At 53.4% G+C, this 14,126-nt stretch carries 5 protein-coding genes, 3 pseudogenes and 4 other annotated features; of the genes and pseudogenes, 4 read left to right on the forward strand and 4 right to left on the reverse strand.

Going from position 1 to position 14,126, the window contains the following annotated elements:
- Positions 1–439 precede the first annotated feature (439 nt).
- From SF0594 to ybfA, 4 genes are all read right to left on the reverse strand, one after another.
- Entirely contained in the window at positions 440–3,247 is a 2,808-nt protein-coding gene (locus SF0594) for a Rhs-family protein (protein NP_706529.1), read from the reverse strand.
- A 600-nt stretch (positions 3,248–3,847) separates the two neighbouring features.
- Positions 3,848–4,594, reverse strand: a mobile genetic element (partial).
- Positions 3,863–4,258: an insertion element IS1 protein InsB gene (gene insB, locus SF0595; RefSeq protein NP_706530.1), complete on the reverse strand. Its 396-nt coding sequence runs from the start codon at positions 4,256–4,258 to the stop codon at positions 3,863–3,865. Its footprint overlaps the feature before it by 396 nt.
- On the reverse strand, positions 4,285–4,560 hold the full coding sequence (insA, locus tag SF0596) for an insertion element IS1 protein InsA (RefSeq protein ID NP_706531.1): 276 nt from the start codon (positions 4,558–4,560) through the stop codon (positions 4,285–4,287). Its footprint lies within the feature at positions 3,848–4,594.
- A 438-nt stretch (positions 4,595–5,032) precedes the next feature.
- Entirely contained in the window at positions 5,033–5,239 is a 207-nt protein-coding gene (gene ybfA, locus SF0597) for a hypothetical protein (RefSeq protein ID NP_706532.1), read from the reverse strand.
- 401 nt (positions 5,240–5,640) lie between these two features.
- On the opposite strand from ybfA, the gene kdpA reads away from it, so the two are divergent.
- The 4 genes and pseudogenes from kdpA (at position 5,641) to kdpE (ending at position 13,320) form a co-directional block, all read left to right on the forward strand.
- The gene (gene kdpA, locus SF0598) at positions 5,641–7,314 is read left to right on the forward strand and encodes a potassium-transporting ATPase subunit A (RefSeq protein NP_706533.2); all 1,674 of its coding nucleotides are present in this window, start codon (positions 5,641–5,643) and stop codon (positions 7,312–7,314) included.
- A 22-nt stretch (positions 7,315–7,336) separates the two neighbouring features.
- Positions 7,337–9,384: a sequence feature ('Similar to Escherichia coli K12 ATPase of high-affinity potassium transport system, B chain gi: 1786914 (683 aa). BLAST with identity of 97% in 683 aa. This CDS contains an in-frame stop codon. The sequence has been checked and is believed to be correct.'), on the forward strand.
- A pseudogene (kdpB, locus tag SF0599) lies at positions 7,337–9,384 on the forward strand. (Overlaps the previous feature by 2,048 nt.)
- Positions 9,385–9,957: 573 nt before the next feature.
- Positions 9,958–12,638, forward strand: a sequence feature (Similar to Escherichia coli K12 sensor for high-affinity potassium transport system gi: 1786912 (895 aa). BLAST with identity of 97% in 894 aa. This CDS contains an in-frame stop codon. The sequence has been checked and is believed to be correct.).
- Positions 9,958–12,638: pseudogene (gene kdpD, locus SF0600) on the forward strand. (Overlaps the previous feature by 2,681 nt.)
- Positions 12,635–13,320 (forward strand) — a sequence feature (Similar to Escherichia coli K12 regulator of kdp operon (transcriptional effector) gi: 1786911 (226 aa). BLAST with identity of 96% in 229 aa. This CDS contains an in-frame stop codon. The sequence has been checked and is believed to be correct.). Its footprint overlaps the pseudogene before it by 4 nt.
- A pseudogene (gene kdpE / locus SF0601) lies at positions 12,635–13,320 on the forward strand. It overlaps the preceding feature by 686 nt. Before kdpD ends, kdpE begins: the two co-directional pseudogenes overlap by 4 nt.
- Positions 13,321–14,126: the final 806 nt, after the last annotated feature.

Here is a 14,126-nt window from a genome sequence, read left to right on the forward strand (position 1 = left end):
ATCATCCCAATGATATGAACCTGCTTTTGTTTTATTTTCAGTAAGATATTCCATTAAGTTCTTAGTGCTGGGGCCTGACTCACCTGTCATATTTTTATAATTATGACCTAAATATCTATCCATAAACAATTGTTCAGCGTCACTTCTAGACCTAACAGTAACTTTGGTTTCACTACTATCTAATAAACGATTCGCTTTTTGGTTACTAACAGCACATGGAGTTAATCCAAGTGGATCAGCATATTTTAGAGGATTAGGTGCATAACTGTAGAGATTTAAACCGCCTCTCAACCCTATCGGGTCAGTTACCATGAACCGCCCGACATCCGGATCATAGTACCTGTGCAGATTGTAGTGCAGCCCCGTTTCCCTGTCGAGGTACTGTCCCTGGTAGCGCAGGTTCTGCTCCACCCCGCCGTGGTCCTTCTCCTGTATCGTGTTACCCCAGACCTGATACCCCGTCTCCCACACGATTTTCCCGTCGCTGTCCGTCATCTCTTACCGGCGCGCCGTTCACATCCGTGTGAAAATACAGTATCCGGTTCGGGCCCTCTTTGCCCGCCTTATCCACCCGCGCCAGCGGTTCATAACTCCCCTGGTCCCTGTAGATGTACAGGCTGCCTGTTCCCTCCGGCCTGCTCTCCTGCGCCAGCCGCATTCCGTCCCATAAAAATTTTGTCCGGTTGTACGGCTTACCGTCAGGGCTGATGTGCTGTTTTTCCGTCCGCCTCCCCAGTGCATCGTACACATACCGGTATGTCCCCCGCGCTGTCGTCACTTCCACCATCCGGTGTTCCGCATCATAACGGTAACTCTGCGTTCCGCTCCGGCCCTCCTTTTCCACCGCACGGCCAAATTCGTCATAACGGTAGTGCACACCACGGTAAGACATCAGCCGGTTGAACGGCACCACGCTGTTTTCTGCCGTGGCCCTTTCCCCCGCGCGCCTCCCCAGCAGGTTTCCCGCCGCGTCCACCTCCGTTTCCGGCTGGTGCCACACCGGGTGCCACTGCGCCTGCTCCACCCGCCCCAGCGGGTCGTGCGTCTCCGTGATATGCCCCTGCAGGTCATACACATAGCGCCATTTGCCGCCCTGAGGGTCGGTCATCCCCAGCAACAGTCGTTCTTCGTCGCTCCAGCGGAATGTCGTCACCTGTCCGGCTTCGTCCTGGTACGCCGTCACCTGATTCTGCGCATCCCACTGGTGATAACGTGTGCGCCCCAGTCCGTCCGTCACGCACAGCCTGCGCTGCGCCAGGTCCCACGCCAGCCGGTACTGTTCACCGCTGTCCGTGTGGTGCCCCGTCACCCGCCATGCCGCGTCATCCGGACCTTCATACCAGCCCCACTGGTAATAATACCCTTCGCCGCCCGGCTGGCGGTGCAGCGTCATGCAGTGGTTTTCGTCGTAAGCAAACTCACGCAGCAGGTGCCCCGTGCTGTCGTACACGCCGTTCAGGTGGCCGGCCTCGTCATAGCTGTAACGACGCAGCAGTAAAGGTGCAGTCTCAGGGAAATGCTGATAAATCTGTGTCACCCGCCGGGGATGCGCCGCCAGTTCGTAATACAGACGGATGCACGGACGCTGCTGTTCGCCGCTGATTTCCACAATGCGGCCCCGGTCGTCGTAGTACAGATTCAGACAGTTGCTGTTACGGTCGCCCAGCATTTTCAGCCGCTGGCGCTGCGGGTGGTGCGGGTCAGCCTCAAACAGAAAACACTGCCCGTCATCGCTGCTGATAAGCCAGTGCCCCTGCTCACCACGCCTTACCGCCAGCCCTTCACCGGGGCTGTAAAACCCGCCCCCCGGCAGTACGGCTTCCATATCCAAGCGTCGCCCCATGCCCGACACAAAGGTCATGCAGTTTTCGTCTGCGCTACCCGGTGTGCACACGAGGCTGACTTCATACATTACACTCCAGCCCTGACCAAACATTCCTTCCGTACGTTCGTCACGACTGCTGTACACGCGCTGCCAGTCCAGCGGAAAGTGGCCCGGCAGACTGAAATCGAAGTCATCGTCATCGGCCAGGTATTTGGCCCCGGTGGCGGCATTGACCGGATGCGGAAGGGCACTGGTGGCCTTCTGCGTCAGCATGCTCATCCCGACACTGGCAGCAAAACAGGCGATTTTAGAAAGCATTTTGCCCGGGCGAAGAAACATCAGCGCCACGGTTGCCACCAGGGTTATCTGCGACCTGCCGCTTCTGATATCCCTGACCACCAGTAACGGACCGCCAATGCGCACATCCGGTGACACAAACGCCCCGTTCCCCGGCTCATTCACCACCCTGGCCTCGCAGGTACAGCGTGCCCCGCTGCGTGTCGCCGGCTGGCTGTTGATACGCACATCCCGCGCGCCTTCCGCGATATATTCCGCTGCGGGCGGCTCGTCATCGCCTTTGAACAGATTACTGATGCTGCCAATAACCGCATTCACTCCCTGAAAGGCGGTTTCCAGCATACCGCCCGGATTCAGCAGGTTAAGGGCCGTTCCCAGGGGGTCATCCAGAAAGGCGGCTTTTTTTTGTGCGAGAAACTGCGTCAGTGAGGAAGGATGTTTATGGCAGTCGATTTTATCGTCAGGGGTCGGGGTGGATCCCGGGGCCGCACTGGCCACAGTGGGCTGCCATAGTTCCGACACAAAATGTGTCACGCCATCCACCATTTCAGAACGCCCTTCTTCCGTACTGAGCTGGTCGTGCAGAGCCCGGGACATCAGCACAGGCCCTGTCACCGGGTTAACCGCCAGGGCTATGGCCCCCGCCATTTCCAGATATTCCCCGGCCACATCCCGGAACGTTCTGGCATCCTCCTGACGCTGCGCTTCTTCCTGTTCTGCCTTCGCCTGCGCTTCCTGCGCCTCTATGTCCTGCCGCGATGCCGCAGTCGCCGCTGCCCGCGCGGCAGGTTTGCTGTTGATCCATGTGTCACCAGAGCCGGTGAGGATGTAACCTTCAATCTGAGGCGGGAAAAGCATATTTGCGAGGGCTGAACAGGCTTCGCTGACCTTTTCTGTCACGCCGGTGTACACCATCGCCACACCCGCCACAAAACCGGTCAGCACGACGGCCGTGCACCCCATCGTGATCCCCACTGACGTCGCCAGTAACGAGGTTGTGCCGACAATGAGGGCATCAATAACGACATTTGCGGCCACCTCCAGCACCGCCCCCAGCACATCTGCCATAAACGACGTATGCAGCAGGGCATCACCCTGTCTTGCCGCCCAGAATGCCTCTTCCATGTCCCGTTCCCTGTATGATTAATTCGTCCTGACTTCCTGCCGCATCCTGAAGCGCAGATTCTTTTTAATTTCAGCCCAGCGCGTCATATCTGCCGGGGTCAGCGGTGTGGTTCTGGCGTAGGTGAAGGCCATCATGACCCGCTCACCCGGCAATACAAATGCCACCTGACACTGGTACACCTGCTCGTTACCCCGGAGAAACTGGCTCTGTATTTCCAAACCGCCTCGTTGAGATAATATTCCGTCATAATGTAAATAGTCCGTTTTAATAAAGGAATTATTTATTGACAGGTTCTGTTTTTTTAATCATGAATGTAATACCCATCACCGCTTTACAGCACACTTTATCTTTCCAGTCATAATCACTAATAATATTAAGCAATTAGCAATATTTACAACGACCAGAGCGGATACATAGTTATGTATTTAACAATCCCAATATATTCACTATGCAAATAAAACCACTAGTAACAGACACGCTACCGCCTCCATATAAAAATGGACACCTTATAAAATTGTATCTTGCATAGAAAAAGCTGAAATATCGGATGCGTTTTAATTATCAACTATAAATCTATAAGCTTTTTATTAACAACAAAAGGTAATGACTCCAACTTACTGATAGTGTTTTATGTTCAGATAATGCCCGATGACCTTGTCATGCAGCTCCACCGATTTTGAGAACGACAGTGACTTCCGTACCAGCCTTGCCAGATGTTGTCTCAGCTTCAGATTATGTCGCTCAATGCGCTGAGTGTAACGCTTGCTGATAACGTGCAGCTTTCCCTTCAGGCGTGATTCATACAGCGGCCAGCCATCCGTCATCCATACCACGACCTCAAAGGCCGACAGCAGGCTCAGAAGACGCTCCAGTGTGGCCAGAGTGCGTTCACCGAAGACGTGCGCCACAACCGTCCTCCGTATCCTGTCATACGCGTAAAACAGCCAGCGCTGACGTGATTTAGCACCGACGTAGCCCCAATGTTCGTCCATTTCAGCGCAGACAATCACATCACTGCCCGGTTGTATGCGCGAGGTTACCGACTGCGGCCTGAGTTTTTTAAGTGACGTAAAACCGTGTTGAGGCCAACGCCCATAATGCGTGCACTGGCGCGACATCCGACGCCATTCATGGCCATATCAATGATTTTCTGGTGCGTACCGGGCTGAGAGGCGGTGTAAGTGAACTGTAGTTGCCATGTTTTACGGCAATGAGAGCAGAGATAGCGCTGATGTCCGGCAGTGCTTTTGCCGTTACGCACCACGCCTTCAGTAGCGGAGCAGGAAGGACATCTGATGGAAATGGAAGCCACGCAAGCACCTTAAAATCACCATCATACACTAAATACAACATAACATCTTATTGGATTAGATATGTTAACAATTAATTATTCTTAATATATCAATAAAGTATATATTACTCTCTTTACTATCTGTTTTTATTGCGGTAGCGATACTAATAACAAAATTCGGAATTTATTTAGATGCTGGAATTAGAAAAAGGGATGACGGCTTTCTCACCTTACCCTGAAGTTTCACGAAAGTGTGTAAGGAAGTATGCAATCTAACTGGAGATTTCTGATGATCTAGTCGCTTAGAGCGACAATGAAGGTGACCGCATCCTGGGTAGCCCTATGAAAGGATACTATTGAAACGTGATGCTAAAACAGTGATGAAATGAATAATACGATGGAAACGTCTTCCATGTTAATTATCATGGAAGACGTTGATGTTGAACACCTAAACCAGCCCCCTGATACGAGGCTGGCTTAAGCGCGCAGGCAATCAGTAAAAATCACCGGTTGCCTTTTCGGCCTGATCCATCCACACCGGTTTATCGCTGGTTTTCGACCAGACGCGGTGCAGGTAGCTGTAAAAGCGGGCGCGGTCTTTCCAGAAAAGCATGAAAGGCAGCGCCAGAACGCCCGCTGCAACCGCATATGTACGGCGTAAAAAGATAAGCCATGCAGGATATTCTCTGTAGAGTTCCATACTTTTCTCCCCCTTTTGTATCTACCCGGTGAATAGCACCGGAAAAATGAATTTGTTTATCTGATGAAAATAGTACCGCCTTTTGTGTAATTTTACTACTCATCCGACCACTTATTTTTGCTTATTGATGGTTTATTTACATTCACACTGTAATTAAATTACACAAAAGTTAAATTAATACTAACCATCAGTTAAATCATGGCCTTTGCCATTTTTATACTTTTTTTACACCCCGTCCGCAGATTTTTGCGAAATCTTTGCAGCCAGAATTCTACTCTTCCGGTATCACTTTTAGGCCACTGGAGGTGCACTGTGAGTGCAGGCGTGATAGCCGGCGTGTTGCTGGTGTTTTTATTACTGGGCTATTTGGTTTATGCCCTGATCAATGCGGAGGCGTTCTGATGGCTGCGCAAGGGTTCTTACTGATTGCCACGTTTTTACTGGTATTAATGGTGCTGGCGCGTCCTTTAGGCAGCGGGCTGGCGCGGCTGATTAATGACATTCCTCTTCCAGGTACAGCGGGCGTTGAACGTATACTCTTTCGTTTACCTGGCGTCTCTGACCATGAGATGAACTGGAAGCAATATCTTTGTGCCATTCTCGGCCTGAACATGCTGGGGCTGGCGGTGCTGTTTTTTATGTTGCTCGGTCAGCACTATCTGCCGCTTAATCCACAGCAGTTGCCGGGGCTGTCGTGGGATCTGGCGCTGAATACCGCCGTCAGCTTTGTCACGAATACCAACTGGCAATCTTATAGCGGTGAAACCACGTTGAGCTATTTCAGCCAGATGGCAGGCTTAACGGTACAAAACTTTCTTTCTGCCGCCAGCGGGATTGCGGTGATTTTTGCCTTCATCCGTGCGTTTACTCGCCAGAGCATGAGCACACTCGGGAATGCCTGGGTCGATCTGCTACGCATCACGTTATGGGTGCTAGTCCCTGTGGCGTTGTTGATCGCACTGTTTTTTATTCAACAAGGTGCGCAGCAAAACTTTCTGCCCTATCAGGCAGTGAATACCGTTGAAGGAGCGCAACAGCTGTTACCCATGGGACCAGTAGCTTCTCAGGAAGCGATCAAGATGCTCGGTACTAACGGCGGTGGCTTCTTTAATGCCAACTCGTCGCATCCGTTTGAAAACCCAACCGCACTGACCAACTTCGTGCAGATGCTGGCGATCTTCTTGATCCCAACAGCGCTGTGCTTTGCCTTTGGTGAAGTGACGGGCGATCGCCGCCAGGGGCGCATGTTGCTGTGGGCGATGTCAGTGATTTTTGTCATCTGCGTAGGCGTGGTTATGTGGGCAGAAGTTCAGGGTAATCCTCATCTGCTGGCGCTCGGCGCAGACAGCAGCATCAATATGGAAGGTAAAGAGAGCCGTTTCGGCGTGCTGGTCAGTAGCCTGTTTGCGGTCGTGACTACGGCGGCGTCCTGTGGCGCGGTGATTGCGATGCATGATTCGTTTACCGCTCTCGGCGGCATGGTGCCGATGTGGCTAATGCAAATTGGTGAAGTGGTGTTCGGCGGTGTCGGTTCTGGTCTTTACGGCATGATGCTGTTTGTCCTGCTGGCGGTGTTTATTGCCGGGCTGATGATTGGTCGTACACCGGAATATCTGGGTAAAAAAATAGACGTACGCGAGATGAAACTGACTGCACTGGCGATTCTGGTTACTCCAACACTGGTACTGATGGGCGCGGCGTTGGCGATGATGACCGACGCCGGACGTAGCGCCATGCTTAACCCTAGCCCGCATGGTTTTAGCGAAGTGCTGTACGCCGTGTCGTCCGCCGCTAACAACAACGGCAGCGCCTTTGCCGGATTAAGCGCCAACTCTCCGTTCTGGAACTGTTTACTGGCGTTCTGCATGTTTGTCGGTCGCTTCGGGGTGATTATCCCGGTGATGGCAATTGCCGGTTCGCTGGTGAGTAAAAAGAGCCAACCCGCCAGCTCCGGCACGCTGCCAACGCACGGCCCGCTGTTTGTTGGCCTGTTAATCGGCACCGTGTTGCTGGTTGGCGCACTGACCTTTATCCCTGCCCTGGCGCTTGGTCCGGTGGCGGAATATCTCTCCTGATGATATTGAGTGAGCACTGAATATGAGTCGTAAACAACTGGCGCTATTCGAACCAACACTTGTCGTTCAGGCGCTGAAAGAAGCGGTGAAAAAATTAAACCCGCAGGCGCAATGGCGCAATCCGGTGATGTTTATCGTCTGGATCGGCAGTCTGCTGACCACCTGTATTAGCATCGCGATGGCAAGCGGTGCGATGCCTGGCAATGCGCTGTTTAGCGCGGCAATTAGCGGCTGGCTGTGGGTCACCGTACTGTTCGCTAATTTCGCCGAGGCGCTGGCAGAAGGCCGCAGTAAAGCGCAGGCCAACAGTCTTAAAGGGGTGAAAAAAACTGCCTTTGCCCGCAAGCTGCGTGAGCCGAAATATGGCTCTGCGGCGGACAAAGTTCCTGCCGATCAACTGCGTAAAGGTGACATCGTGCTGGTAGAAGCTGGCGATATTATCCCCTGCGATGGTGAAGTCATTGAAGGCGGCGCATCGGTCGATGAAAGCGCCATCACCGGGGAATCGGCACCGGTGATCCGTGAATCCGGCGGCGATTTTGCCTCCGTCACCGGCGGCACGCGTATTCTTTCTGACTGGCTGGTGATTGAGTGTAGCGTTAACCCCGGTGAGACATTTCTGGATCGGATGATCGCGATGGTGGAAGGCGCACAGCGACGCAAAACACCGAACGAGATTGCCCTGACTATCCTGCTGATTGCTCTGACCATCGTCTTTTTACTGGCAACCGCCACGCTGTGGCCGTTTTCCGCGTGGGGCGGTAATGCCGTGAGTGTAACGGTACTGGTGGCGCTGCTGGTCTGTCTGATCCCAACCACTATTGGTGGCCTGTTGTCAGCGATCGGCGTCGCCGGGATGAGTCGGATGCTGGGCGCGAATGTGATTGCCACCAGCGGACGTGCAGTTGAAGCGGCAGGTGACGTTGACGTTCTGCTACTGGATAAAACCGGCACCATCACACTCGGTAACCGTCAGGCGTCGGAGTTTATCCCCGCGCAGGGCGTGGATGAAAAAACGCTGGCTGACGCCGCACAACTGGCTTCGCTGGCTGATGAAACGCCGGAAGGTCGCAGTATTGTGATCCTCGCCAAGCAACGTTTTAACCTGCGCGAGCGCGATGTGCAGTCGCTCCATGCCACCTTTGTACCGTTTACTGCGCAAAGCCGGATGAGCGGGATCAACATCGACAACCGCATGATCCGTAAAGGTTCTGTCGATGCCATTCGCCGCCATATTGAGGCTAACGGCGGTCACTTCCCTGCCGATGTTGATCAAAAAGTCGATCAGGTTGCGCGTCAAGGAGCCACGCTGCTGGTGGTGGTGGAAGGTTCTCGTGTGCTGGGCGTTATTGCGCTGAAAGATATCGTCAAAGGCGGTATTAAAGAGCGCTTCGCCCAGCTGCGCAAATGGGCATTAAAACGGTGATGATTACCGGCGATAACCGTCTGACTGCCGCCGCGATAGCTGCGGAAGCGGGTGTCGATGATTTTCTCGCCGAAGCGACACCGGAGGCCAAGCTGGCATTGATCCGTCAGTATCAGGCGGAAGGTCGTTTGGTAGCGATGACCGGCGACAGCACCAACGATGCTACGGCGCTGGCGCAGGCAGATGTCGCGGTGGCGATGAACTCCGGCACCCAGGCGGCTAAAGAGGCGGGCAATATGGTGGATCTCGACTCTAACCCGACCAAGTTGATCGAGGTGGTGCACATTGGCAAACAGATGCTGATGACCCGTGGCTCGCTGACCACCTTCAGCATTGCCAACGATGTGGCGAAATACTTCGCCATTATTCCGGCGGCGTTCGCGGCAACATATCCGCAGTTAAATGCGCTGAACATCATGCGCCTGCATTCGCCCGACTCCGCCATTCTCAGTGCGGTCATTTTCAACGCCTTGATTATCGTCTTTTTGATTCCTCTGGCGTTAAAAGGCGTGAGTTATAAACCGCTTACCGCTTCTGCCATGTTGCGCCGTAACTTATGGATTTACGGTCTGGGTGGGCTGCTGGTGCCGTTTATTGGTATCAAAGTCATTGATTTACTGCTAACCGTTTGTAGTCTGGTGTGAGGTTTACCATGAGTGGATTACGTCCGGCATTATCGACATTTCTCTTTCTGTTATTGATTACTGGCGGCGTTTACCCGCTGCTGACCACCGCACTGGGGCAATGGTGGTATCCCTGGCAGGCCAACGGTTCGTTGATTCGTGAAGGTGATACGGTGCGCGGTTCGGCATTAATCGGGCAAAATTTTACCGGCAACGGCTATTTTCATGGTCGCCCGTCGGCAACAGCAGAAATGCCCTATAATCCACAGGCTTCTGGCGGGAGCAATCTGGCAGTCAGTAACCCGGAGCTGGATAAACAGATAGCCGCACGCGTTGCCGCATTACGGGCCGCTAACCCGGACGCCAGCACGAACGTTCCGGTTGAACTGGTGACGGCGTCGGCAAGCGGACTGGACAATAACATCACCCCGCAAGCGGCGGCCTGGCAGATCCCACGCATCGCAAAAGCGCGTAATCTCAGCGTTGAACAGCTCACGCAGCTGATCGCAAAATACAGCCAACAACCGCTGGTGAAATATATCGGCCAGCCGGTCGTCAACATTGTCGAACTCAATCTGGCACTGGATAAGCTTGATGAATAACGAACCCTTACGTCCCGACCCCGACCGTCTGCTGGAACAAACTGCCGCGCCGCATCGGGGGAAGCTGAAAGTTTTCTTCAGTGCCTGTGCAGGCGTCGGGAAGACCTGGGCGATGCTGGCAGAAGCCCAGCGACTGCGGGCGCAAGGGCTGGATATTGTGGTTGGTGTGGTAGAAACCCATGGGCGGAAAGATACCGCCGCCATGCTTGAAGGGCTGGCTGTTCTGCCTCTGAAACGCCAGGCGTACCGTGGGCGGCATATCAGCGAGTTTGATCTCGATGCCGCCCTCGCCCGCCGTCCGGCGCTGATCTTAATGGACGAACTGGCGCACAGTAATGCGCCAGGTTCTCGTCATCCTAAACGCTGGCAGGATATCGAAGAACTGCTGGAAGCTGGCATTGATGTTTTCACAACCGTCAACGTTCAGCATCTGGAAAGTCTGAATGATGTGGTCAGCGGCGTCACCGGAATTCAGGTACGGGAAACCGTGCCCGATCCTTTTTTCGATGCCGCCGACGACGTGGTGCTGGTGGACTTGCCCCCGGACGATCTGCGCCAGCGGCTGAAAGAAGGCAAAGTCTATATTGCCGGGCAGGCGGAGCGCGCCATTGAACATTTTTTCCGCAAAGGCAATCTGATCGCCCTGCGCGAACTGGCACTGCGCCGTACTGCCGATCGCGTTGATGAGCAAATGCGCGCCTGGCGGGGGCATCCTGGCGAAGAGAAAGTCTGGCACACGCGCGACGCGATCCTTTTATGCATCGGCCATAACACCGGCAGCGAAAACTGGTCCGCGCGGCGGCGCGGCTGACGTCACGGCTGGGGAGCGTCTGGCACGCGGTGTATGTTGAAACCCCTGCCCTGCATCGCTTACCGGAGAAAAAACGTCGGGCAATTCTCAGCGCCTTACGTCTGGCGCAGGAGCTGGGCGCGGAGACGGCAACACTTTCTGATCCAGCGGAAGAGAAAGCGGTAGTGCGTTATGCCCGTGAACATAATCTCGGCAAGATTATTCTCGGTCGCCCAGCCTCGCGCCGCTGGTGGCGTCGGGAAACATTTGCTGACCGACTGGCGCGCATCGCCCCCGATCTCGATCAGGTGCTGGTCGCGCTTGATGAACCACCCGCCCGCACGATTAACAACGCGCCGGATAGCCGCTCATTTAAAGACAAGTGGCGGGTACAGATTCAGGGATGCGTGGTTGCCGCCGCGTTATGCGCCGTTATCACCTTAATTGCCATGCAGTGGCTGATGGCGTTTGATGCCGCCAACCTGGTGATGCTGTATCTGCTTGGCGTGGTGGTGGCGCTATTTTATGGACGCTGGCCTTCGGTGGTTGCCACCGTCATTAATGTGGTGAGTTTCGATCTCTTTTTTATCGCCCCACGCGGCACGCTCGCCGTCTCTGATGTGCAATATCTGCTGACCTTCGCGGTGATGTTAACCGTCGGGCTGGTGATCGGGAACCTTACTGCTGGTGTGCGTTATCAGGCGCGGGTAGCCCGTTACCGCGAGCAACGCACACGGCACTTATATGAAATGTCGAAAGCTCTGGCGGTGGGCCGCAGTCCGCAGGACATCGCCGCCACCAGCGAACAATTTATTGCCTCCACGTTTCATGCCCGCAGTCAGGTGTTGTTGCCCGATGACAACGGTAAATTGCAGCCGTTAACACATCCGCAAGGAATTACGCCATGGGACGATGCCATCGCGCAGTGGAGTTTTGATAAAGGCCTGCCTGCGGGCGCGGGCACCGACACGTTACCCGGTGTACCGTACCAGATTTTGCCGCTAAAAAGCGGCGAGAAAACCTACGGGCTGGTGGTGGTGGAGCCGGGGAATCTGCGCCAGTTGATGATCCCGGAACAGCAGCGCCTGCTGGAGACTTTTACGCTGTTAGTCGCCAATGCCCTTGAGCGGCTGACGCTAACCGCCAGCGAAGAACAGGCGCGGATGGCAAGCGAACGTGAACAGATCCGCAACGCCCTGCTGGCAGCGCTTTCGCATGATTTACGCACGCCGCTTACGGTGCTGTTTGGTCAGGCAGAAATCTTAACGCTCGATCTGGCAAGCGAAGGATCACCCCACGCCCGCCAGGCCAGCGAGATTCGTCAGCATGTGCTGAACACTACCCGACTGGTGAATAATCTACTGGATATGGCGCGAATTCAGTCCGGCGGCTTTAATTTGAAGAAAGAGTGGTTAACGCTGGAAGAAGTAGTCGGCAGCGCGCTGCAAATGCCGGAACCGGGTTTATCGTCGCCCATCAATCTTTCTCTGCCAGAACCGCTGACCTTAATCCACGTTGACGGGCCACTCTTTGAACGGGTGCTGATTAATCTGCTGGAGAACGCGGTGAAATATGCGGGTGCGCAGGCCGAAATTGGTATCGATGCCCACGTTGAGGGCGAAAATCTACAACTGGATGTCTGGGATAACGGCCCCGGTCTTCCGCCAGGCCAGGAGCAGACGATATTTGATAAGTTTGCTCGCGGGAATAAAGAGTCGGCGGTGCCGGGTGTCGGGCTTGGGTTGGCAATTTGTCGGGCGATTGTGGATGTACACGGCGGCACCATTACCGCGTTCAACCGACCGGAAGGTGGTGCCTGTTTTCGTGTTACACTTCCCCAGCAAACCGCTCCTGAACTTGAAGACTTTCATGAGGATATGTGACAAACGTTCTGATTGTTGAAGATGAACAGGCTATTCGTCGCTTTCTGCGCACGGCGCTGGAGGGCGACGGGATGCGCGTCTTTGAGGCCGAAACTCTGCAACGCGGCTTGCTGGAAGCGGCAACCCGTAAGCCAGATTTGATTATTCTCGATCTCGGCCTGCCCGATGGTGATGGGATTGAGTTTATCCGCGACCTGCGCCAGTGGAGCCCGGTGCCGGTGATTGTGCTTTCCGCACGCAGCGAAGAGAGCGACAAGATCGCCGCGCTGGATGCCGGAGCGGATGATTATCTGAGTAAGCCGTTTGGTATTGGCGAATTGCAGGCCCGTCTGCGCGTCGCTTTACGCCGCCACTCCGCCACTCCGCCACCGCCGCGTCCGATCCGCTGGTGAAATTTTCCGGTGTTACCGTCGATTTAGCCGCCCGCGTGATTCACCGGGGTGAGGAAGAGGTGCATCTCACACCAATTGAGTTCCGCCTGCTGGCGGTGCTGCTCAACAATGCCGGAAAAGTACTCACCCAGCGCCAGCTCCTTAACCAGGTGTGGGGGCCAAACGCGGTCGAACACAGTCACTATTTGCGTATTTATATGGGACATCTGCGACAAAAACTGGAACAGGATCCGGCCCGGCCTCGCCACTTCATTACTGAAACCGGTATTGGGTATCGGTTTATGCTTTGAATTGTTATTCAATAAATTCGCTTAAATAGTGATTAATTTATTATTAAACCTGCGCCGAATATTATTATTTGGCAGGTTTAATTTCTTAACGCAAATATAAAACACGAAATTACAACATTTAAGTAACAAAACAGCATCTAATATGGCGATATTCATAATTAATGATTTATTATCTGGGGTATGATCGTTTTTTGTTGATCTTCTTCACAGATTATAGCCATTTCATGGATAGAATAACTCTACCTTCAACTGACACAGCAAGCGGTAAAGGTAAATGGAAAATAATAACCGCTTAATGCCTCATATAAGGCGGACAACCCATATCATGAAGTTTGCCCATCGTAATAGTTTTGACTTTCATTTCTTTAATGCCCGCTAGTCTTCTGACTAAAGGGCACCCCAACGTACAGGTCTCCCTGACTTTAAGCATTACAGGTTAATACCTGTATTCCTCGGTGCTCATATACTGCTAACCCTTTTAAACTCTAAATAATTCGAGTCGCAGCACTTGCAACTTGAGGTATGACGAGTATAGCCAGTTACCGGGCTGGTCTGGGTTATTGCATCTGCAAAAAGCAAACTACTGATTTATTTATCAGCGGTGGAGCTTTGCTTTTTTTCCGACGTGATCGATTTCTCCTTTGAGAAATTGAGGACCTGCTATTACCTGAAATAAAGAGATGAATAAAATGTCAGAATTAAAAATTGCCGTTAGCCGTTCTTGCCCGGATTGTTTTTCCACTCATCGTGCATGCGTGAATATTGACGAAAGTAATTATATTGACGTTGCCGCCATTATTTTATCA

This window comes from Shigella flexneri 2a str. 301 (assembly GCF_000006925.2).
Taxonomy (GTDB): Bacteria; Pseudomonadota; Gammaproteobacteria; order Enterobacterales; family Enterobacteriaceae; genus ECMA0423.

Excerpts from the sequence above, each read along its gene's own strand:
- SF0594 (NP_706529.1), bottom strand. The coding sequence starts at position 3,247 with ATGGAAGAGGCATTCTGGGCGGCAAGACAGGGTGATGCCCTGCTGCAT.
- ybfA (NP_706532.1), bottom strand. The coding sequence starts at position 5,239 with ATGGAACTCTACAGAGAATATCCTGCATGGCTTATCTTTTTACGCCGT.
- kdpA (NP_706533.2), top strand. The coding sequence starts at position 5,641 with ATGGCTGCGCAAGGGTTCTTACTGATTGCCACGTTTTTACTGGTATTA.